Raw genomic sequence first — 21,348 nt, forward strand, 5'->3', positions numbered from 1 at the left:
GTTAAAATGGTATCTCATGTCAATGAGGTACCATCTCTTTTCATGTGAAAAAAATCTAATTAAAATAGAGATTAGATTTAAAGAGCGGGGAGGTTGTTTGGATGTCACAAGATGAACAAATACGTAAGGAACGACTTCAGTTGCTTCTCCAACAATTACAAATGCCCGATCAATTTGTTAATACACATTTTCAAGATGCACTAATTAGAAAGTTAGTTATCTCGAAGGAAAAAAGAGCGTGGCATTTTCATATTGAAGTACCTGTTGTTGTACCAGCTCAAGTTTATGAATTGTTTGCCGAGAGATTAAAAGTAACGTTTGAACACATAGCCACTGCTACTTTTACATTTCATTATCAGCGCCTTCAATTGGAGGAGTCCGAGTGGATTGATTATTGGCCGCTAATCATTTCAAAATTATCACAAATCTCGGACGGGATTCGTGAATTATTGAAAAAGCAAACACCAAAGTATGATGGGAAAAGGCTTGTTATTCAAGTGCGGAATGAGACAGAGGCTGTTGCATTAAAAAGGAAACTATCCGATCCCTTTCAGACAACACTTGTTCAACTTAGTTTACCATCTGTCAATATTGATACGCATATTCATGAATCAAAACAAGAGTTTGAGAAGTTTGTTGAGCAGCGAGAGCAAGAAGATCATTCGAAAGTGGTCGAAGCAATTTTAGAGAAGAAGAAAAACGAACAGCAAGCTGAAAAAGAGCTTAGTGGCAAGCCTTTAGTCATTGGTTACCCTATTAAAGACGAGCCTATGCCGCTAGAGGCGATCGTAGATGAGGAACGACGAGTCACTGTACAGGGTTACGTATTTGATGCAGAAACTAGGGAGCTAAGAAGTGGACGAACGTTATTAACCTTTAAAATTACTGATTACACAGATTCGATTCTAGTTAAAATGTTTTCAAGAGACAAGGAAGATGTCCCGCTTCTACAAGCTATTAAAAAAGGCATGTGGGTAAAAGTACGTGGTGGCATTCAAAATGATACATTTGTACGTGATTTAGTGATGATTGGAAATGATGTCAACCAACTAAATCCTGTTGAACGTATCGACTCTGCAGCAGAGGAAGAGAAACGAGTTGAACTTCATTTGCATACAACGATGAGTCAAATGGACGGCATTGTTTCTGCAGGGAGATATGTAGAACAAGCGGCTAAATGGGGTCACCCGGCCGTCGCAATTACGGATCATGGGGTTGTACAATCATTTCCAGAAGCTTATTCATCGGGGAAAAAGCACGGAATTAAAGTATTGTATGGCATCGAAGCGAATTTGGTAGATGATGGTGTGCCAATTGCATATAACGAAGCTCACCGTTTATTAATGGAAGACGAGTATATTGTATTTGATGTTGAAACGACAGGCTTATCAGCTGTTTATAACACGATTATTGAACTTGCTGCTGTCAAAATCAAAGGCGGTGAAATCATTGACCGGTTTGAATCTTTTGCAGATCCACACGAACCGTTAACGAATACAATTATCGAACTAACTGGAATCACAGATGATATGGTTAAAGGTCAGCCAGAAGTTGCTGATGTTCTTCGTGATTTTAAAGAATTTGTCGGTGATGGAATTTTAGTTGCTCATAACGCTAGTTTTGATATGGGCTTTCTAAACGTCGGTTATCAGAAAATCGGTCTAGGCGAAGCGATGAACCCAGTCATTGATACGTTAGAATTAGGGCGATTCCTATATCCAGAGTTGAAAAATCATCGACTTAATTCGCTCTGTAAAAAGTTTGATATCGAACTCGTCAGCCATCACCGAGCCATTTATGATGCTGAAGCAACGGGATATTTGTTATGGAAAATGGTGAAAGATGCCAATGACCGTGAGATAACGTATCATGATCAATTAAACGAACATATGGGTCAAGGGAATTTCCATCGTCAACGTCCTGCGCATTGTACAATTTTAGCGCAAACACAAGAGGGGTTAAAAAATCTTTATCAACTTGTGTCAATGTCGCACCTAGATTACTTCTTCCGGACACCTAGAATCCCGAGATCTCAACTACAAAAGCACCGTAATGGTTTGTTAATTGGTTCAGCCTGTGATAAAGGTGAGGTTTTTGAAGGAATGATGCAAAAGTCAGCGGATGAGGTTGAAGAAATTGCTAAATTCTATGATTATATTGAAATTCAGCCACTGGCAACGTATCAACATTTAATAGAGAAAGAATTAGTGAAAAATGATGCGGCGTTAGAGGAAATAGTCTCGAATATTGTTAAGCTTGGAGAAAAGTTAGACAAGCCGGTTGTTGCAACAGGCAATGCCCATTATTTACACAAAGAAGATTATATTTACCGCAAAATACTAATTGCGTCACAAGGTGGAGCTAATCCGCTTAATAAACAAACATTGCCTGAGGTACATTTCCGTACGACAGATGAAATGTTAGAAGCTTTTTCTTTTTTAGGTGACGAGAAGGCGAAAGAAGTCGTCGTCACAAATACGCAGAAGGTTGCTAATTTAATTGAAGAAATTCATCCGATTCCAGATGAATTATATACGCCTAAAATTGAAGGGGCGGACGATGAGATTAGGGAAATGAGTTATAGCATGGCCAAAAGTATTTATGGAGAAGATTTACCAGAAATTGTAGAAGCTCGAATTGAGAAAGAGCTTAAGAGTATTATTGGTCATGGCTTTGCTGTTATTTATTTAATTTCACACAAGCTTGTTAAAAAGTCATTAATTGATGGTTATTTAGTAGGTTCTCGGGGTTCAGTAGGGTCTTCATTAGTCGCTACATTAACAGAAATTACTGAGGTTAACCCACTCCCACCGCATTACGTTTGTCCTAACTGCCACCATTCTCATTTTTTTGATGATGGTTCAGTCGGTTCAGGATTTGATTTGCCAGATCAAGATTGTCCTGAATGTGGATCAGTATATATTAAAGATGGACAAGATATCCCGTTTGAAACATTTCTAGGCTTTAAAGGAGATAAAGTTCCCGATATCGATTTGAACTTCTCTGGAGAGTATCAGCCACGTGCTCACCATTATACGAAGGAATTATTCGGTGAAGAGTATGTATATCGTGCAGGTACAATTGGTACTGTAGCTGAGAAAACTGCCTATGGATATGTGAAAGGGTATCAAGGTGATCATGACCTTCATATGAGAGGGGCAGAAATTGATCGTCTCGTCTCGGGATGTACTGGAGTAAAGCGGACGACAGGACAACATCCTGGTGGGATCATCGTTGTTCCAGATTATATGGACATACATGATTTTTCCCCTATCCAGTTTCCTGCTGATGATAAAAATTCAGAATGGCGAACAACGCATTTTGATTTCCATTCAATTCATGATAATTTACTGAAATTAGATATTCTTGGGCACGATGATCCGACGGTTATTCGCATGCTTCAAGATTTAAGTGGAATTGATCCAAAGACAATTCCAACTGATGATCCAGAAGTGATGAAGATCTTTAGCGGTCCAGATGTTTTAGGAGTAACAGAAGAACAAATTATGTGTAAGACAGGAACGCTTGGTATTCCGGAATTTGGTACAAGATTTGTTCGTCAAATGCTTGAAGAAACAAAACCAAGCACGTTCTCTGAATTAGTTCAGATTTCAGGTTTATCTCATGGTACGGATGTTTGGTTGAATAATGCGAATGAGCTTATTTATAACGGCACTTGTGAACTAAAAGACGTGATTGGCTGTCGTGACGATATAATGGTTTATTTGATATACAAAGGACTTGATCCTTCTTTAGCTTTTAAAATAATGGAGTTTGTTCGAAAAGGGAAAGGCCTTCAACCTGAGTGGATTGATGAAATGAAAAAGCATGATGTTCCGGATTGGTACATCGGATCATGTTTAAAAATAAAATATATGTTCCCGAAAGCCCATGCGGCAGCTTACGTTTTAATGGCTGTTCGAATTGCATATTTTAAAGTTCATCACCCTATTTTGTATTATGCTTCTTATTTTACTGTGCGTGCAGATGATTTTGATTTAGATACAATGATCAAAGGACCAGCTGCTATAAAAGCAAAAGTACAAGAAATTAACGCAAAAGGGTTGGATGCATCTCCTAAAGAGAAATCTGTACTCACCGTTCTTGAAATTGCGTTAGAAATGTGTGAAAGAGGATTTTCATTCCAAAAAGTTGATTTGTATCGTTCAAGTGCAACGGAGTTTATTGTAGAGGAAAATTCTCTCTTGCCTCCATTTAATGCAATGACTGGTGTAGGGACAAATGCGGCACTTAATATTGTAAAAGCAAGAGGGAATGGAGAATTCCTCTCAAAAGAAGATCTGCAGCAACGAAGTAAGTTAACAAAGACCGTATTAGAACATTTAGATGAGCATGGATGTTTAGAGGGAATGCCTGATTCCAATCAGCTTTCACTGTTCTAGTCGGCTCTAGTTCTGTTGCAATGCGTAGTATAGTATGGTATTGTGTTATATGGTAATACTTAGAATATGTTACGCAAAAGAGTGGGGAAACCCACTCTTTCGTTGTTCGATCTACTTTTTTCTAGTAAAACAAGCGGCGTAACTGAAGATACTATCAATAATCATTATTCGGTTCGCTATCCATACATGAAATAGTAGAACAGCGAGGAGGGTACAGATGAGTAAGAAAGTCACTGAAATCACAAGTGAATTAGTAACGCCCATTTTAGATGAGCTTAACCTAGAACTTGTAGAGGTAGAATTTAAAAAAGAAGGACCGAATTGGTTTTTACGAATCTTTATTGACTCAGATACAGGGGTAGACCTTGAAGACTGTGGTGTTGTAAGTGAAAAACTAAGTGAAAAACTTGATGAGCTGGATCCAATTCAACAAGCTTATTTTCTTGAAGTATCATCACCAGGAGCAGAAAGGCCACTAAAAAAGGAAAAAGATATAACGAAAGCCATTGGAAAAAATGTCCACGTCACAACATATGAACCAGTTGACGGGGAAAAGACTTTCGAAGGCAAACTTGTTAATTTTGATGGTGAAAATTTAGAAGTTGAAGTGAAAATAAAAACTCGTAAAAATGTGTATATAATCCCATACGCGAAAGTAGCAAACGCAAGATTAGCCATTATTTTCTAATAGCTTATCTTGACCTTTGAAAGGGGGAAATAGAATCCATGAACAGTGATTTTATGGATGCATTGGCAACATTAGAAAGAGAAAAAGGAATTAAAAAAGAAGTAATAATTGAGGCAATTGAAGCTGCACTTATCTCAGGGTACAAACGTAACTTTAACCAAGTTCAAAATGTGCGAGTTGATGTCAACCGAGATAATGGAAGAATTCGAGTTTTTGCAAGGAAGACAGTTGTTGAAGAAGTATTTGATGCACGTCTTGAAATTTCCCTTGATGAAGCTCAAAAACTAAATCCAAGCTATGAAGTGGATGATGTAGTGGAAATTGAGGTCACACCAAAAGATTTTGGGCGTATCGCTGCACAAACGGCGAAACAAGTTGTGACACAACGTGTTCGCGAAGCTGAAAGAGGCATTATTTATTCCGATTTTATCGATCGTGAAGAGGATATAATGACAGGGATTGTACAAAGACAAGATCACCGCTTTATTTATGTTGACCTTGGAAAAGTGGAAGCCCTTCTACCTTTGAGTGAACAAATGCCAAATGAAAGCTACAAACATAATGATCGTATTAAAGCGTACATTACTAAAGTTGAAAAAACAACAAAGGGCCCACAAATTTTAATTTCACGTACTCATCCTGGTCTTTTAAAGAGATTATTTGAACTCGAAGTACCTGAAATTTATGATGGTACAGTTGAAATTAAATCAGTATCTCGAGAAGCTGGTGACCGTTCGAAAATTGCGGTTCATGTCGACAATCCTGAAGTTGATCCTGTGGGAGCATGTGTAGGTCCTAGAGGGCAAAGAGTTCAAACAATAGTTAATGAGTTAAAAGGTGAAAAAATTGATATCGTACGTTGGTCAGAAGACCCAGTGGAGTACGTAGCAAACGCTCTTAGCCCATCAAAAGTCTTAAAAGTAAACGTGAATGAAGAAGAGAAAATGACTCAAGTCATCGTACCTGATTATCAGCTTTCTCTTGCGATTGGTAAACGAGGACAAAATGCAAGGCTAGCAGCAAAACTTACAGGGTGGAAAATTGACATTAAAAGTGAGTCTGATGCTAGGGATCTTGGTCTATTAGATGATGAGGAAGAACTTGTTCCTGTAGGCAATGAAGAAGATGTATTTGTTCCAGAAATGGACGAACAAGAATAAAGAAGGAGATGGAGCCAGTGAAACAACGTAAAGTTCCTCTTCGAAAATGCATTGTGACAAATGAAATGAAGCCAAAGCAAGAGTTAATTCGTATTGTTCGATCTCCAGAAGGTGACGTATCCGTCGATGTATCAGGGAAAAAGAACGGACGCGGAGCTTATATTAGTAACAACGATGAAAGCTTTGAATTGGCTAAGAAAAAAGATGTATTATCAAGGCATTTACAAGTTAAGGTTGATCCTGAAATTTATGATGAACTCCATGAAGCAAGTAAACGGAATCGTAAATGATGGAGAAATGGATATCATTACTAGGATTAGCAGCACGAGCAAGGAAGCTTGTAACTGGGGAAGAGCTTGTAATAAAAGAAGTGAGAAGAAAAACTGTAAAGTTAGTCATCTTATCTTCCGATGCTGCAGAACAAACAAAGAAAAAGGTATTGGACAAATGCGGCCATTACAACATTCCGGTACGGATAACGTCTAATCGTGCTACGCTTGGGCAAGCTATCGGAAAAGCGGAGAGAGTCGTCATTGGAGTAATGGATGATGGATTTGCAAAAAAGATGACCGCATTACTCGACCAATGATTTTGGAGGTAAGTATATGAAAAAAATGCGAATATATGAATATGCAAAAGAGAAGGATGTAGCAAGCAAAGTCATCATTGATAAATTAAATGAATCAGGCTTTTCTGTTACAAATCATATGTCGGTCTTAGATGAGAAGATGATGGAAACATTAACGGGTGGAAATAGCAATTCTACAACCACAACAGCTACAAAGAACAAAGAGAAAAGTAACCATCAGCCTAAGCAACAAAAAAACGATGGCAAACGTAATCAATCTAAGCCTTCAAATAACAAAAATCAGCAAAACCGCGGGAACAAACAGCAAAATAAGCGTGGAGGCGGCGGCCACAAACAAGAGCCACCAAAACCAAAGCCATTACCAGAAAAAATTACGTATGTTGGTTCGCTAACAGTTGGAGAAATAGCGAAAGAGCTACATAAAGAACCTTCTGAAATCATTAAGAAATTAATGGGTCTTGGTGTAATGGCAACTATTAACCAAGAATTAGATACTGACACAATTGAACTCATCGCAGGTGATTATGGCGTCCTTGTTGAGGAAGAAATTGTTATTGATGAAATGGACTTTGAAAGTTATGTAGATGATGATTCCGAGGAAGACTTACAAGAGAGACCACCTGTTGTAACCATTATGGGTCACGTAGACCACGGTAAAACGACGTTACTTGACTCCATTCGTCATACGAAAGTAACAGAAGGTGAAGCTGGTGGAATTACACAACACATTGGTGCATACCAAATTGAGTCAGGTGGAAAGAAGGTAACATTCCTTGATACACCAGGTCACGCAGCTTTTACGACAATGCGTGCGCGTGGTGCTCAAGTCACTGATATTACAATTCTTGTTGTCGCAGCAGATGATGGTGTAATGCCTCAAACGAAAGAAGCTATCAGCCATGCAAAAGCAGCAGGTGTACCAATTATTGTTGCTGTAAATAAAATTGATAAAGAAGCTGCGAACCCTGATCGTGTCATGCAAGAGTTAACAGAATTTGAACTCGTCCCTGAAGCGTGGGGAGGAGATACGATTTTTGTTAATGTATCAGCTCTTGCAGGAACAGGAATTGATGAGTTATTAGAAATGATTCTTCTTGTTTCAGAAGTAGAGGAATTAAAAGCGAATCCAGATAAATTAGCGAAAGGAACAGTTATTGAAGCTGAACTTGATAAAGGCCGTGGAGCTGTAGCTACTCTGCTTGTACAAAGTGGAACGTTAAAAGTTGGGGATCCAATTGTTGTAGGATCTGCGTTCGGACGTGTTCGTGCGATGGTGAATGATCTTGGTCGTCGTGTGAAAGAAGTTGGACCTTCTACACCAGTTGAAATTACTGGGCTTAACGAAGTTCCATTAGCAGGAGACCAATTCCAAGCGTTCGCAGATGAGAAGAAAGCTCGTCAAATTGGGGAAGCTAGAATGTCTCGTCATCGTGAAGAAAATCTTGCTGAAAGTTCAAAAGTAAGCTTGGATGACCTGTTCAATCAAATCCAGCAAGGTGAAGTTAAAGATATTAACATTATCATTAAAGCGGACGTTCAAGGTTCAGTTGAAGCTATGCGTGGGTCTTTAGAAAAGATTGACGTTGAAGGTGTTAAAGTGAAAATTATTCATACAGGTGTTGGAGCCATTACCGAGTATGATGTAATGCTTGCTTCAGCTTCTAATGCGATTATTATTGGTTTCAATGTACGTCCGGATGTGAATGCAAAACGTACAGCGGAAGCTGAGAAAGTTGATATTCGTCTTCATCGTGTCATCTATAATGCCATTGATGAAATTGAGGCAGCAATGAAAGGGATGCTTGATCCTGAATTTGAGGAAAAAGTCATTGGTCAAGTAGAGGTTCGTACAACATTTAAAGTTTCAAAAGTAGGTACGATTGCTGGAGCTTATGTTACGGATGGAAAAGTAACAAGAGATTCAACAGTACGCCTCATTCGTGATGGAATTGTTATTTATGAGGGATCAATCAATGCATTGAAACGATTTAAGGACGATGCCAAAGAAGTGGCTGCTGGATACGAGTGTGGAATCACACTTGAAAAATATAACGATATTAAAGAAGGCGACATCATTGAAGCGTATGTTATGGAGGAAATTGAGCGTAAATGATTATAGGGTTCGTACGTCTTGAACTCCTCATTTATGATGCTCAATCACTGAAAGAAAAACGCTCTGTTTTAAAAAGTATTCAAACAAGATTGAAGCAACGGTTTAACGTTTCTGTTGCAGAAACAGATCATCATGATGTTTGGCAGCGAGCTGAATTAGCGTTAGTAACGGTTTCGAATGATCGCACTGTTTGTGAGCGTGAACTGCAAAAGGCACTTTCCTTAATTGATGGCGAGCCCAAAGCAGAAAGAACAGTTACTGATTATGAATGGCTCTAATGTAAAGAACAGAGGTGAATAGTATGAGTAATGTTCGTGCACACCGTGTCGGTGAACAAATGAAAAAAGAGCTAAGTGATATTATTATGCGAGAGCTTAAAGATCCGCGTGTTAGTTTTGTAACAGTTACAGGAGTAGATGTTACAGGGGACCTTCAGCAGGCAAAAGTATTTATTACAGTTCTTGGAAGTGACGAACAAAAAGAAGCAACTCTTCAAGCATTATCTAAAGCGAAAGGATTTATTCGTTCTGAAATTGGGAAACGAATTCGTCTTCGTAAAACACCAGATATTTTCTTTGAGTTTGATGAGTCGATTGAATATGGTAATCGTATTGACACGCTTCTTCAAGATATAAATAAAAATGAACGATAGATAATAAGAGGGTAGGAGGGCAAATGCTCTTCTACCCTTTTGCAATAAAATAATAAAAGAATGTATAAAAATATATGCAAACAATTAGCAAAAACGGGAGGAACCAATGAACCCAAATGGAATCTTAATTTTACATAAACCTAGAGGGATGACTTCTCACGATTGCGTGATGAAGGTTAGACGTCTATTTCAAACGAAAAAGGTTGGACATACAGGTACACTAGACCCAGATGTGAATGGAGTTCTGCCTATATGTATCGGGAAAGCAACAAAAGTAGTGGAATACATGTCAGGATACTCAAAGGAGTATGAGGGTGAAGTAACGATAGGATTTTCGACAACAACAGAAGATAAAAGTGGTGACGTTGTTAACAAAAAGTCTGTTATGGATAAATGGACAGAAGTGGAACTTGACAAAGTACTTAATCACTTTAAAGGTGAAATTATTCAAGTTCCCCCAATGTATTCGGCAGTCAAAGTGAATGGTAAAAAACTGTATGAGTATGCTCGTGCTGGTAAGGAAGTAGAACGACCTCAAAGAACTGTGACGATTCACTCTTTGGACCGATTATCTGATATTATTTATAAGGAAGATACGGCATCATTTCGGTTTCGTGTCTTTTGTAGCAAAGGGACATACGTTCGAACATTGGCCGTTGATATAGGACATAAGCTTGGATATCCAGCACATATGTCTGATCTCGTTCGCACATCGTCAGGTCCGTATTCACTTGAGAATAGTATAACGTTTGAGCAATTAGAGGAAGTCAAAGAAAATGGTCAATTGTTCTCTCTGCTCATCCCTTTTGAGACCGCTGTTGATTATTTACCAAAGAGCATAGTAGATCAAGTAACGGAGCAACAGATAAAAAATGGGGCTGTTCTACCTGTAAAGAAAGGGTTAGAACAAATGCGATTTACCGTATATAATGAGAAGGGGGAGTGTTTAGCTGTTTATAAGCGCCACCCTACGAAAGAAGGCTGTGTTAAACCAGAAAAGATGTTCTGGACAGGCGAGCCATCTTAATATTTTAGGAGTGAAAAGGGGATTCTTAATGGATACCATTTATTTAGAACATCCTATAGATAGAAATAAATTCAAGCCAGAAAAGACAGTGATGGCTTTGGGCTATTTTGATGGAGTACACACGGGTCACCAAGCAGTCATGAAAAAGGCAAAAGAGATTGCAAATAAGCTTGATACAACAGCATCAGTAATGACGTTTCATCCTCATCCAAAAGAAGTGTTGAGGAAAACGGAAATGAATTACATAACGCCATTAGCAGATAAGATTGATAAGATTGAAAGATTGGGCATTGATACACTTTATGTAGTGAGATTTACCCCATTATTTGCTAGTCTTACACCTCAAGAATTTGTTGATGACTATTTAATCGGGTTACATGTTGTACATGCTGTAGCAGGTTTTGACTTTACTTATGGTGCACTCGGGAAAGGAACAATGGAAACTCTTCCATTTCATGCTCGCAATCGATTAGAAGCAACGATTGTTGATAAGTATGAAAATAACAATGAGAAGGTAAGTTCGACTAAAATCCGCGACCTGCTAGAACAAGGGGATGTGAATAGTGTAGCAACTCTTTTAGGGGAAGAATACGCCATTAAAGGGACAGTTGTTGATGGGGAAAAAAGGGGAAGAACCATTGGATTTCCAACAGCAAATATTGAACCTAAAGAACGATACATTATTCCAAAAACGGGAGTCTATGCCGTTAAATTAACGATAAATGAAGTCCAATATGATGGTGTTTGTAACATTGGATTTAAACCAACCTTTCATCAAGAAAAGGACGTTGTCCCGACTATTGAAGTACATCTCTTTTCCTTCCATGAAGACATTTATGGGGTAGAGGTAGAGATACATTGGTATTCTCGTATTAGGTCGGAGAAGAAGTTTAATGGGATTGATCAGCTTATTGAACAAATTACCCTTGATAAAGAGGCGGCACAATCATTGCTTAAATCAAAAGTCTATGAATAAGCAGGAAAACTTGCAATTCATTCAAAAAAAAGGTATAGTATTGTTTGTACTACGGTACGAATCCGTTTCTTGGCAGATCGAGTCACCGACGTTTGCTAGGGAATAGGAGATTTAAAAAAAGGGAGGTGAATAGGATGGCTTTAACACAAGAGCGTAAGAATGAGTTAATCTCTGAATTCAAAACGCATGACACGGACACTGGTTCTCCAGAGGTTCAAGTTGCTATCCTAACAGAGCAAATCAACACATTAAATGAGCACTTACGTACTCATAAGAAGGATCACCATTCACGTCGTGGTCTTCTTAAAATGGTAGGGCAACGTCGTAACTTGTTAACGTACCTACGTAACAAGGATGTTACACGTTACCGTAACCTAGTTGATAAGCTTGGTTTACGCCGATAATCGTGATGAAAGCGGGATAAGTTCCCGCTTTTTTCTTGATTTAATAACATTGGTAATTTGACTAAAAATAACCAATCTTATATATTCTTTTAGTTTTTAACAGAATTGGCAATAATAAATGAAGCTGGATTAATAAATGGTGTACGAGAGGAGTACGCGTAATGGAACAAACGAAACAAGTGTTTAAAATGGAGTGGGCTGGTCGAGAGCTTACTGTAGAAACTGGTCAATTAGCTAAACAAGCTAATGGTGCAGTGCTCGTCAGATATGGCGACACAGCCGTACTTTCAACAGCTACTGCTTCAAAGGAACCAAAAGATTTAAACTTTTTCCCTCTGACAGTGAATTATGAGGAGCGTCTCTATGCTGCAGGAAAAATCCCTGGAGGGTTCATTAAAAGAGAGGGGCGCCCAAGTGAGAGAGCGATTTTAACAAGTCGTTTAATTGACCGTCCGATTAGACCATTATTCCCAGATGGGTTCAGAAATGAAGTTCAAGTAATTAGTATTGTTATGAGTTCAGATCCAAATGCCTCATCTGAAATGGCGGCTATGGTTGGCTCATCCCTGGCTCTATGTGTATCTGATATTCCATTTGATGGCCCTATTGCTGGTGTCACTGTGGGTAGACTGGATGGGAAATTCGTCATTAACCCAACAACAGAGCAGTTAGAGCAAAGTGATATTGATCTTGTTGTAGCCGGGACGAAGGAAGCTATTAACATGGTGGAAGCAGGCGCGTCTGAAGTAACAGAGGAAGCGATGTTAGAAGCGATTATGTTTGGTCATGAAGAAATTAAGAAATTAATTGCTTTTCAGGAAGAGATTGCCCAAGCTGTTGGAAAAGAAAAATCAGAAATTCAATTAAAGAAAGTGGACACAGAACTAGAGCGAGAAGTACGTCAGCTTTCTGAAGTTGAGATGAAAGAAGCTGTCCAAGTACAAGAGAAGCATGCAAGAGCAGAAGCAATTGATGCAGTTAAAGAAAAAACGGTTGCAACTTTCGAAGAGCGAGAAGACATAGATTTAGGTGATGTCAAAGAAGTTCTACATAAGATTGTAAAAGAAGAAGTGCGTCGTCTAATTACAGTTGATAAAGTGCGCCCTGATGGACGTAAGGTTGATGAAATTCGTCCACTTGCTTCTCAAGTAGATCTTCTACCACGTACTCACGGATCAGGTCTCTTTACACGAGGACAAACTCAAGCATTAAGTATTTGTACACTTGGTGCGTTAGGTGATGTGCAGATTTTAGATGGGCTTGGAATTGAAGAATCTAAGAGATTCATGCATCATTATAATTTCCCACAATTTAGTGTTGGGGAAACTGGACCAATTCGCGGACCTGGTCGTCGCGAAATTGGACATGGTGCATTAGGTGAGAGAGCGCTTGAGCCAGTCATACCTAATGAGAATGAATTTCCATATACGATTCGACTAGTTTCTGAAGTACTTGAATCTAATGGTTCAACGTCTCAAGCCAGTATTTGTGCAAGTACGCTTGCAATGATGGATGCAGGAGTACCAATTAAAGCACCTGTAGCAGGTATTGCGATGGGGCTTGTGAAACAAGAAGAGCATGTGTCTGTACTAACAGACATTCAAGGTATGGAAGATGCATTAGGAGATATGGACTTTAAAGTAGCTGGTACACGCGAAGGTATTACGGCTCTACAGATGGATATTAAAATTTCTGGTATTAACCGTGAAATTTTAGAAGAGGCGTTAGCACAAGCCAAAAGAGGTCGTATGGTCATCTTGGACAACATGCTATCTGCGATTGGTGAATTCCGTACCGAGCTATCTACTTATGCTCCAAAAATTATGACTATGAAGATTAACCCAGATAAAATCCGTGATGTGATCGGACCAAGCGGTAAAATGATCAATAAGATCATTGAAGAAACAGGGGTTAAAATTGATATTGAGCAGGATGGAACAGTATATATCTCTTCTGTAGAGATGTCGATGAATGAAAAAGCACGTTCAATCATTGAAGATATCGTACGCGAAGTAGAAGTAGGGCAAACCTATCTTGGAAAAGTAAAACGAATTGAGAAGTTTGGTGCGTTTGTTGAACTGTTTAAAGGTAAAGATGGTTTGGTTCATATTTCTCAGCTAGCAGAAGAACGTGTTGAAAAAGTAGAGGATGTTGTGAAGCTTGGAGATGAAATCCTTGTTCGTGTAACAGAGATCGATAACCAAGGAAGAGTTAATCTTTCACGTAAAGTTATCCTTAAAGAAGAGAAAGAACGTAAACAACAAGCACAGAAGTAATCAATTATGTTGAAAAGGGGACTGGGGGAGTAAGCCTAGTCTCCTTTTGCGTTCTAACCTGTCCAACTCTAGCATACAATCGCACTAGAGGAGGAGGGATTGGTGATGAAGAAAAAGATTATTCACGTAGGCGTGTTCTGTATCATTGTCATCCTATCGATTGGAGCTGTACAAAATCCATTTGCTATGAACTATATCAGTGAATTAAAGCATGATAGTCAAGTGGTATTAAAGGAACAGGATTCTCTATACGAGGAAATAGTAGCACGGACTGATTCATATTTAGAACCTGCGATTGATGCAAGAGTAGATAGAGTGTGGAAAGCAGTACCAGGGTATAATGGGTTAGAGGTTGACGTAGAAGCTTCATATGATAAGATGAAGAAGTTCAATGAATTTGATGAAAACAGACTCGTTTTTAAAGAAACAAGTCCAAATGTTCATCTTGACGATCTGCCCCCTTCCCCCATTTATAAAGGCAATGAAAAGAAACCTGTTGTCACGTTTTTAGTCAATGTGGCATGGGGAAATGAATATCTGCCTGAAATGTTGAAGACATTAAAAAAACATGAACTACATACAACGTTTTTCTTAGATGGTTCATGGGTTAAAAATAATCCAAATCTTGCAAAGATGCTTGTTGAAGAAGGCCATGAGATAGGAAATCATGCTTACTCACATCCTGATATGAATACATTAACAGTCGGGCGGATTGACGAGGAACTACAAAAGACAAATTCAGTTATAGAAGCAACAATTGAAGTTACACCTAATTGGTTTGCCCCGCCAAGTGGAAGCTACAATCAAACGGTGGTTGACCAGGCTCACAAACATGGAATGAAAACGGTCTTATGGTCAGTTGATACAGTAGATTGGAGAAAACCTAGCCCAACTGAAATGGTGAATCGCGTGCTATCAAAGGTACACAATGGAGCTATGATCTTAATGCATCCAACTGAACCGACAGCTAAGGGGTTAGAAGATTTAATTATCGGAATACAAGAAAAAGGGTATAAGATTGGTACAGTTTCTGAGGTTCTCTCTGAACAACGAGTTATGTTAGGTGTAACCCTTGATGACAATAAGGGGGATTAAGAGTGGTTAATAGAATAGAACTAGACAACGGTGTTCGAATTTTAGCTGAACATATTTCATCTGTACGTTCGGTTTCAATTGGAGTGTGGATCGGTACAGGGTCGCGATTTGAAAAAAAAGAAGAAAACGGCATCTCACATTTTTTAGAGCATATGTTTTTTAAAGGGACCAAAACACGTACAGCTGCTGAGATTGCTGAATCATTTGATAGCATTGGCGGGCAAGTGAATGCTTTTACTTCAAAAGAATATACATGTTACTACGCAAAAGTGTTAGATGATCATGCTGCATATGCTGTTGAGGTTTTGGCAGACATGTTTTTCAATTCTGTTTTCGACGAGACGGAGCTTCAAAAAGAAAAGAATGTTGTATTCGAAGAAATTAAAATGGTAGATGACACACCAGATGATATTGTTCATGATTTACTAAGCGAGGCAAGTTATAAAAGTCATTCTCTTGGCTATCCCATTTTAGGAACAGTGGATACATTAGAGGCGTTTAATGGCGACTCATTAAGAGAGTATATGTCCAGATTTTATACCGGTGACCATGTCGTTATTTCTGTTGCAGGGAATATTACCGATGAAGTAATTGATCAATTGAAAGAAACGTTTTCAAATGTAAACCCTACAACGTATCAACATCAAGATGAGAAACCTGTATTTTTTCCTAACTCCATTGTTCGCAAAAAAGAAACCGAACAAGCACATCTTTGTCTCGGGTATCCAGGTTTAGCGATCGGGGAAAAAAATGTATATGCTCTTGTTTTGCTGAATAATTTACTTGGCGGAAGCATGAGCAGTAGATTGTTTCAAGAGATTCGTGAAAAAAGAGGGTTATGCTACTCTGTATTTTCATATCACTCTTCCTACCAAGACAGCGGAATGCTAACTATTTATGCTGCTACGGCACATAGCCAATTAGATGATTTAACGAAGGCTTTACAAGAAACAGCCTTTACACTTGCTGATGTAGGGATGACAGAAAAAGAACTTAAAAATGGCAAAGAACAGTTAAAAGGGAGTTTAATGTTAAGTTTAGAAAGTACAAATAGTCGAATGAGTCGTAATGGAAAAAATGAATTGCTCCTCAAAAAACATCGGTCGCTTGATGATATTGTAGATGAGATCGATAGCGTAACTCTCACTCAGGTGAATCAATTAGCAGCAACCATTTTAAAAGAGAAGCCTTCTGTATCCTTGATTAATTCAATGGGTAAATTGCCACAATCACTAATTCAATAATTTTTTTCTTAGATCAGATTTTTCGATAGTCTGGTCTTTTTTTTGTTTTTTGTTCATAGCTTACTACTAATGAGGGACGAGGAGGTAATCTGATGAGACTAAGTGAAATTAGCAGCAAAGAGATTATCGATTATCAAAAAGGGGAACGTCTAGGCATTTTAGGGCAAACAGATTTGTTAGTAAATGAAGAAACTGGTGAGATTGAAGCATTTATCATCCCTACAATGAAATGGTTTGGATTTGGAAAGAAGGACCGAGAAGTAACAGTGTATTGGAATCAAGTAAAAAAAATTGGTGAAGATATGATCATTATTAATCTAGATCAATACGAGACCTAAAATTTAGGAAAGGAGGACTCTGAAAAAGGTACGGTTTTCACCTTCTTTCAGTGGTCTTTAAACAATGAGCGCAACGTGTAGAGCCATTGCTGCTTCATCGAATTTGCTAAAAGAAACTTTTTCATTTCCCCAAAGGAAAGCAGCCTTTTCATTAATTATGAAAGGCTGCTCTTTTTTGGAAATTGTCCTATAAAATCAGTGGTTTGGTGTCTTTCATTAGGATGGATTGTCTATATAAAAATGGTATTCACCTATTGAATATACAGTACATATGCTATGGTGAATCGTTGCTGTTCATCCTTTGCCAACAGGAACAGGTGCATTTGGTGTCGCTTCTGCATGGAGGTATTCGCACTTTGTAAGTAAAGCTCTCTTTCTTAAGCGACCTGCGATGATGAGATTCGCATGAATGAAAGGAGAACAAGAGCAGATGTTAACAGATAAACATGTTGTCGTTATTGGAGGGGATGCACGACAATTGGAAATCATCAGGAAACTATCCACCCTTGATGCTAAAATTTCGATGGTAGGGTTTGATCAGTTGAATGATGGTTTTATTGGTGCATCGAAACACACGTTGAAAGATATTGAATGGTCGACTGCAGATGCCATTTTACTACCGGTAAGCGGCACGAGTTCAGATGGAAAAATTGAAACGGTCTTTTCAAATGAATCTCTTGTATTGAAAGTCGATCACCTACAACAAACACCAGAACATTGCGTCATTTATTCCGGCATTAGTAATGAGTATCTTGACAACTGTGTTGAGAACTCAAAACGTTCATTAGTAAAGCTAATGGAACGTGATGATGTTGCAATCTACAATTCAATTCCTACGGCAGAAGGAACTGTGATGATGGCGATTCAGCATACTGACATTACCATCCATCGTGCGAAAGTGGCTGTGTTAGGTCTAGGCAGAGTCGGGATGTCTGTGGCCAGGACATTTAGCGCCTTAGGAGCAAATGTCAAAGTTGGTGCAAACGAATCACAACAGTTAGCTCGAATTACAGAAATGGGGTTAACACCATTTCATACAGACCACATGAAGGAAGAATTGAGAGATATTGACTTGTGTATTAATACAATACCAACCCGTGTCATTACAGCAAATGTTTTAGCCGAAATGCCTCTCCACACGCTTATTATTGATTTAGCCTCGAAGCCAGGTGGTACTGATTTTCGTTATGCAGAGAAGCGGGGGATGAAGGCGCTACTAGCTCCTGGTTTACCAGGTATTGTAGCACCTAAAACAGCTGGTCAAATCTTAGCTGATGTCCTAGCGGTGTTGTTAACTAGCGAGACGAAAAAGTAAGAGGGGGATGAATCATGTCATTAAAAGGGAAGCACATTGGATTTGGTATATCTGCATCTCATTGTACGTATGAAGAGGTTATGCCTCAAATTGAAAAATTAATTAAACATGGTGCGAAGGTGACTCCTTTTGTCTCTGGTAATGTAAAAAGCACAGATACAAAGTTCGGGACTAGTGCATACTGGTTAAAACGCATTGAAGAGATTACAGAGGAAGAAATTGTCGATACGATTGTAAAAGCTGAACCCTTTGGGCCGAAAACACCGTTAGATTGTATGGTGCTTGCCCCTATTACTGGGAACTCAACGAGTAAACTTGCTAATGCTATGACAGATGGTCCTGTCTTAATGGGAGCAAAAGCAACCTTACGTAGCGGAAATCCAGTTGTTCTTGGGATCTCAACAAATGACGCGTTAGGACTTAATGGTGTAAATATTATGAAACTAATGGCTACAAAAAACATTTATTTTATTCCGTTTGGTCAGGATGATCCTGTTAAGAAGCCAAACTCGTTAGTGGCTAGAATGGAAGCATTAGTGGATACGGTTGAGTCTGCCCTAGCTGGTAAGCAATATCAGCCTGTACTAGTAGAAAAATTCAGAGATTAAGCGAATCGCGTGGTTGCACAAATGAAATATTTCCCTTAAAGTTTAATAGAGAAAAGCAACAGATACAAACTAAGCTGGATATGCTATAATCATTCCATCTTAGTGAAGAAATCTATTAAACGTTGTAAGCAGATGAGGGGAGACGAACACAAATGTCAAATTATCATGTAGCTGTAGTGGGCGCAACAGGCGCAGTTGGTCAACAAATGTTAAAAACGTTGGAGGAAAGAGATTTTCCGATTGCTAGCTTGAAACTATTATCTTCAAAACGTTCAGCAGGGAAAGTTATCTCTTTTAAGGGGAAAGAATATACAGTAGAAGAAGCAACACCTGAAGCCTTTGAAGGGGTTCAAATTGCCTTATTTTCAGCAGGAGGATCAGTTTCAAAAGCACTAGCACCAGAAGCAGTCAAACGTGGAGCCATTGTCGTTGATAATACAAGTGCATTTAGAATGGATCCAACCGTTCCTCTGGTTGTTCCAGAAGTAAATGAGGAAGCTTTAAAGAGCCATAATGGAATCATTGCTAATCCAAATTGTTCAACGATTCAAATGGTTGTTGCTCTTGAACCAATTCGTGAAAAGTATGGCCTGAAAAAAGTTGTTGTTTCAACATACCAAGCTGTATCTGGTGCAGGTCTTGAAGCGATCGAAGAAATGAAACAACAAACAAAAGATATTCTAGAAGGAAAAGAATTCACACCTGAAATCCTGCCAGTAGGTGGAGACAAAAAGCATTATCAGATCGCATTCAATGCCATTCCACAGATTGATCTTTTCCAAGAAAACGGGTATACGTTTGAAGAAATGAAAATGATTAATGAAACAAAGAAAATCATGGAAATGGCAGAACTTGAAGTAGCAGCTACTTGTGTACGTCTTCCAGTAGAAACTGGTCACTCTGAATCTGTTTATATTGAGACAGAAAAAGGAGGAGCAACGGCTACTGAATTAAAAGATCTTCTTGCTTCAGCTCCTGGAGTAACACTGCAAGATGATCCTACAAATCAAGTATACCCTCTTGCTTCGGAATGTGTAGGTAAGAATGATGTGTTTGTAGGACGGATTCGTCATGATCTTGATCGTGATAATGGGTATCATATGTGGATTGTTTCAGATAACCTACTGAAAGGTGCAGCGTGGAATTCAGTCCAAATTGCTGAAAGTCTCGTAAAATTAGATCTTTTATCGTAATAAAAGTAGGTGTCGTATGAAAATAATTGTTCAGAAATTTGGTGGTACGTCTGTACGAGATGACAAAAGTCGGTCTATGGCAGCGAACCATGTGAAAAAAGCTGTTGAAGATGGATATAAAGTCATTGTCGTGGTATCAGCAATGGGGCGTGAGGGAGAACCTTACGCCACGGACACATTACTCGGTCTTGTCAATCAAAGACAATTACCGAAACGTGAGCAAGATCTACTTGTTTCTTGCGGAGAGGTAATTTCTTCCGTTGTTTTCACGGATCTTTTGCAGAGTATGGGGGTTACAGCTACTGCACTTACTGGTGCTCAAGCTGGCTTCAGAACAAATAATGAATTTTCAAATGCAAAGATTGTGGATATGAATTGTGACGGTTTGAAAAAACAATTGGAATCAAGTGATGTTGTTGTTGTTGCCGGCTTCCAAGGTCAGACGTTCGATGGTCAGACGACGACGCTTGGAAGAGGGGGTAGTGATACTTCAGCAACAGCGTTAGGTGCAGCAGTTCAAGCTGAATGGGTTGATATTTTTACAGATGTTGAAGGAGTCATGACAGCAGATCCTAGAATAGTAGAAGATGCTAGGGCGCTTGATGCTATGTCTTATGAAGAAATTTGTAACATGGCATACCAAGGTGCGAAAGTTATACATCCAAGAGCTGTAGAGGTAGCAATGCAAGCAAGGATTCCTATTCGAATTCGCTCAACCTATTCAAATGGCATAGGAACACTTGTCACAGCCAAAATTGCCAAACCTACAACAGAAGTGAAAGACCGGGTGATTACCGGAATTGCGAATTTAGCCAATGTAGCTCAAATTAAGGTATTCGCAAAACAAGGAGAGTATGATTTACAAGAGAAAGTATTTAAAGCAATGGCGACCGCAGAAATCAGTGTTGATTTTATCAATATCAACCTTCGCGGTGTCTGCTATACGGTTATGGAGAATGTAGCTGACAAAGCAATTGAAGTATTGCATCAAATGGGTTATGAACCTGAGGTGACAAGAAATTGTGCAAAAGTGTCAGCTGTAGGAGCCGGAATGACCGGTGTCCCAGGTGTTACTGCCAAGATTGTAAGTGCATTGTCAAAACAAAACATTCAAATACTACAATCAGCTGATTCTCATACAACAATTTGGGTACTAGTTAAAGAAAAAGATATGGTTAAAGCAGTTAACGCACTCCATCACATGTTTCAACTTGAACAGACAGGACAACTAGAAGAACACTCTTAGAAATATGAAACAAGGAGCTGA

19 protein-coding genes are annotated in these 21,348 nt (G+C 38.8%); all 19 read left to right on the top strand.

Annotation, left to right across the window (positions count from 1 at the left end; genetic code table 11):
- The first annotated feature begins 101 nt into the window (after positions 1-101).
- The gene (locus tag AC1FXP_RS07730; RefSeq protein ID WP_480060010.1) at positions 102-4,403 is read left to right on the top strand and encodes a PolC-type DNA polymerase III; all 4,302 of its coding nucleotides are present in this window, start codon (positions 102-104) and stop codon (positions 4,401-4,403) included.
- A gap of 217 nt (positions 4,404-4,620) precedes the next feature.
- Positions 4,621-5,091, top strand: coding sequence for a ribosome maturation factor RimP (gene rimP / locus AC1FXP_RS07735; RefSeq protein ID WP_480060012.1), 471 nt, complete (start codon positions 4,621-4,623; stop codon positions 5,089-5,091).
- Between the two features lie 38 nt (positions 5,092-5,129).
- Positions 5,130-6,251, top strand: a complete 1,122-nt coding sequence (gene nusA / locus AC1FXP_RS07740; protein WP_480060014.1) for a transcription termination factor NusA — start codon at positions 5,130-5,132, stop codon at positions 6,249-6,251.
- A gap of 17 nt (positions 6,252-6,268) precedes the next feature.
- Positions 6,269-6,541: an RNase P modulator RnpM gene (rnpM, locus tag AC1FXP_RS07745; protein ID WP_480060016.1), complete on the top strand. Its 273-nt coding sequence runs from the start codon at positions 6,269-6,271 to the stop codon at positions 6,539-6,541.
- Positions 6,538-6,840, top strand: a complete 303-nt coding sequence (locus AC1FXP_RS07750; RefSeq protein ID WP_480060018.1) for a YlxQ family RNA-binding protein — start codon at positions 6,538-6,540, stop codon at positions 6,838-6,840. The genes rnpM and AC1FXP_RS07750 overlap by 4 nt, the downstream gene beginning before the upstream one ends.
- Positions 6,841-6,856: 16 nt before the next feature.
- Entirely contained in the window at positions 6,857-8,953 is a 2,097-nt protein-coding gene (gene infB / locus AC1FXP_RS07755) for a translation initiation factor IF-2 (RefSeq protein ID WP_480060020.1), read from the top strand.
- Entirely contained in the window at positions 8,950-9,231 is a 282-nt protein-coding gene (locus tag AC1FXP_RS07760; RefSeq protein WP_250095428.1) for a DUF503 domain-containing protein, read from the top strand. Before infB ends, AC1FXP_RS07760 begins: the two co-directional genes overlap by 4 nt.
- Before the next feature lie 23 nt (positions 9,232-9,254).
- Positions 9,255-9,605, top strand: coding sequence for a 30S ribosome-binding factor RbfA (rbfA, locus tag AC1FXP_RS07765; protein ID WP_480060023.1), 351 nt, complete (start codon positions 9,255-9,257; stop codon positions 9,603-9,605).
- 106 nt (positions 9,606-9,711) lie between these two features.
- A complete protein-coding gene (gene truB, locus AC1FXP_RS07770; RefSeq protein WP_480060025.1) occupies positions 9,712-10,632 on the top strand; it encodes a tRNA pseudouridine(55) synthase TruB in 921 nt (306 codons plus the stop codon).
- 28 nt (positions 10,633-10,660) lie between these two features.
- Positions 10,661-11,608 carry a bifunctional riboflavin kinase/FAD synthetase gene (gene ribF, locus AC1FXP_RS07775; protein WP_480060027.1) on the top strand — a complete coding sequence of 316 codons (948 nt, stop codon included), beginning with the start codon at positions 10,661-10,663 and terminating at the stop codon, positions 11,606-11,608.
- Between the two features lie 134 nt (positions 11,609-11,742).
- On the top strand, positions 11,743-12,012 hold the full coding sequence (rpsO, locus tag AC1FXP_RS07780; protein ID WP_034629550.1) for a 30S ribosomal protein S15: 270 nt from the start codon (positions 11,743-11,745) through the stop codon (positions 12,010-12,012).
- A gap of 161 nt (positions 12,013-12,173) precedes the next feature.
- Positions 12,174-14,288, top strand: a complete 2,115-nt coding sequence (gene pnp, locus AC1FXP_RS07785; protein WP_480060029.1) for a polyribonucleotide nucleotidyltransferase — start codon at positions 12,174-12,176, stop codon at positions 14,286-14,288.
- A 105-nt stretch (positions 14,289-14,393) separates the two neighbouring features.
- The gene (locus tag AC1FXP_RS07790) at positions 14,394-15,383 is read left to right on the top strand and encodes a polysaccharide deacetylase family protein (protein WP_480060031.1); all 990 of its coding nucleotides are present in this window, start codon (positions 14,394-14,396) and stop codon (positions 15,381-15,383) included.
- A 2-nt stretch (positions 15,384-15,385) separates the two neighbouring features.
- Positions 15,386-16,627: a M16 family metallopeptidase gene (locus AC1FXP_RS07795; RefSeq protein ID WP_480060033.1), complete on the top strand. Its 1,242-nt coding sequence runs from the start codon at positions 15,386-15,388 to the stop codon at positions 16,625-16,627.
- A gap of 92 nt (positions 16,628-16,719) precedes the next feature.
- Positions 16,720-16,965, top strand: coding sequence for a YlmC/YmxH family sporulation protein (locus AC1FXP_RS07800; protein ID WP_480060035.1), 246 nt, complete (start codon positions 16,720-16,722; stop codon positions 16,963-16,965).
- 430 nt (positions 16,966-17,395) lie between these two features.
- Entirely contained in the window at positions 17,396-18,280 is an 885-nt protein-coding gene (gene dpaA / locus AC1FXP_RS07805; RefSeq protein ID WP_480060037.1) for a dipicolinic acid synthetase subunit A, read from the top strand.
- Positions 18,281-18,294: 14 nt separating this feature from the next.
- Positions 18,295-18,888: a dipicolinate synthase subunit B gene (locus AC1FXP_RS07810; RefSeq protein ID WP_480060039.1), complete on the top strand. Its 594-nt coding sequence runs from the start codon at positions 18,295-18,297 to the stop codon at positions 18,886-18,888.
- 152 nt (positions 18,889-19,040) lie between these two features.
- On the top strand, positions 19,041-20,081 hold the full coding sequence (asd, locus tag AC1FXP_RS07815; RefSeq protein ID WP_480060041.1) for an aspartate-semialdehyde dehydrogenase: 1,041 nt from the start codon (positions 19,041-19,043) through the stop codon (positions 20,079-20,081).
- Between the two features lie 16 nt (positions 20,082-20,097).
- The gene (gene dapG / locus AC1FXP_RS07820) at positions 20,098-21,327 is read left to right on the top strand and encodes an aspartate kinase (RefSeq protein WP_480060043.1); all 1,230 of its coding nucleotides are present in this window, start codon (positions 20,098-20,100) and stop codon (positions 21,325-21,327) included.
- Positions 21,328-21,348: the final 21 nt, after the last annotated feature.

The organism is Halalkalibacter sp. HAAS-P013, from assembly GCF_056619925.1.

Excerpts from the sequence above, each read along its gene's own strand:
- AC1FXP_RS07730 (WP_480060010.1), top strand. The coding sequence starts at position 102 with ATGTCACAAGATGAACAAATACGTAAGGAACGACTTCAGTTGCTTCTC.
- rimP (WP_480060012.1), top strand. The coding sequence starts at position 4,621 with ATGAGTAAGAAAGTCACTGAAATCACAAGTGAATTAGTAACGCCCATT.
- nusA (WP_480060014.1), top strand. The coding sequence starts at position 5,130 with ATGAACAGTGATTTTATGGATGCATTGGCAACATTAGAAAGAGAAAAA.
- AC1FXP_RS07750 (WP_480060018.1), top strand. The coding sequence starts at position 6,538 with ATGATGGAGAAATGGATATCATTACTAGGATTAGCAGCACGAGCAAGG.
- infB (WP_480060020.1), top strand. The coding sequence starts at position 6,857 with ATGAAAAAAATGCGAATATATGAATATGCAAAAGAGAAGGATGTAGCA.
- AC1FXP_RS07760 (WP_250095428.1), top strand. The coding sequence starts at position 8,950 with ATGATTATAGGGTTCGTACGTCTTGAACTCCTCATTTATGATGCTCAA.
- rbfA (WP_480060023.1), top strand. The coding sequence starts at position 9,255 with ATGAGTAATGTTCGTGCACACCGTGTCGGTGAACAAATGAAAAAAGAG.
- truB (WP_480060025.1), top strand. The coding sequence starts at position 9,712 with ATGAACCCAAATGGAATCTTAATTTTACATAAACCTAGAGGGATGACT.
- ribF (WP_480060027.1), top strand. The coding sequence starts at position 10,661 with ATGGATACCATTTATTTAGAACATCCTATAGATAGAAATAAATTCAAG.
- rpsO (WP_034629550.1), top strand. The coding sequence starts at position 11,743 with ATGGCTTTAACACAAGAGCGTAAGAATGAGTTAATCTCTGAATTCAAA.
- pnp (WP_480060029.1), top strand. The coding sequence starts at position 12,174 with ATGGAACAAACGAAACAAGTGTTTAAAATGGAGTGGGCTGGTCGAGAG.
- AC1FXP_RS07790 (WP_480060031.1), top strand. The coding sequence starts at position 14,394 with ATGAAGAAAAAGATTATTCACGTAGGCGTGTTCTGTATCATTGTCATC.
- AC1FXP_RS07800 (WP_480060035.1), top strand. The coding sequence starts at position 16,720 with ATGAGACTAAGTGAAATTAGCAGCAAAGAGATTATCGATTATCAAAAA.
- dpaA (WP_480060037.1), top strand. The coding sequence starts at position 17,396 with ATGTTAACAGATAAACATGTTGTCGTTATTGGAGGGGATGCACGACAA.
- AC1FXP_RS07810 (WP_480060039.1), top strand. The coding sequence starts at position 18,295 with ATGTCATTAAAAGGGAAGCACATTGGATTTGGTATATCTGCATCTCAT.
- asd (WP_480060041.1), top strand. The coding sequence starts at position 19,041 with ATGTCAAATTATCATGTAGCTGTAGTGGGCGCAACAGGCGCAGTTGGT.
- dapG (WP_480060043.1), top strand. The coding sequence starts at position 20,098 with ATGAAAATAATTGTTCAGAAATTTGGTGGTACGTCTGTACGAGATGAC.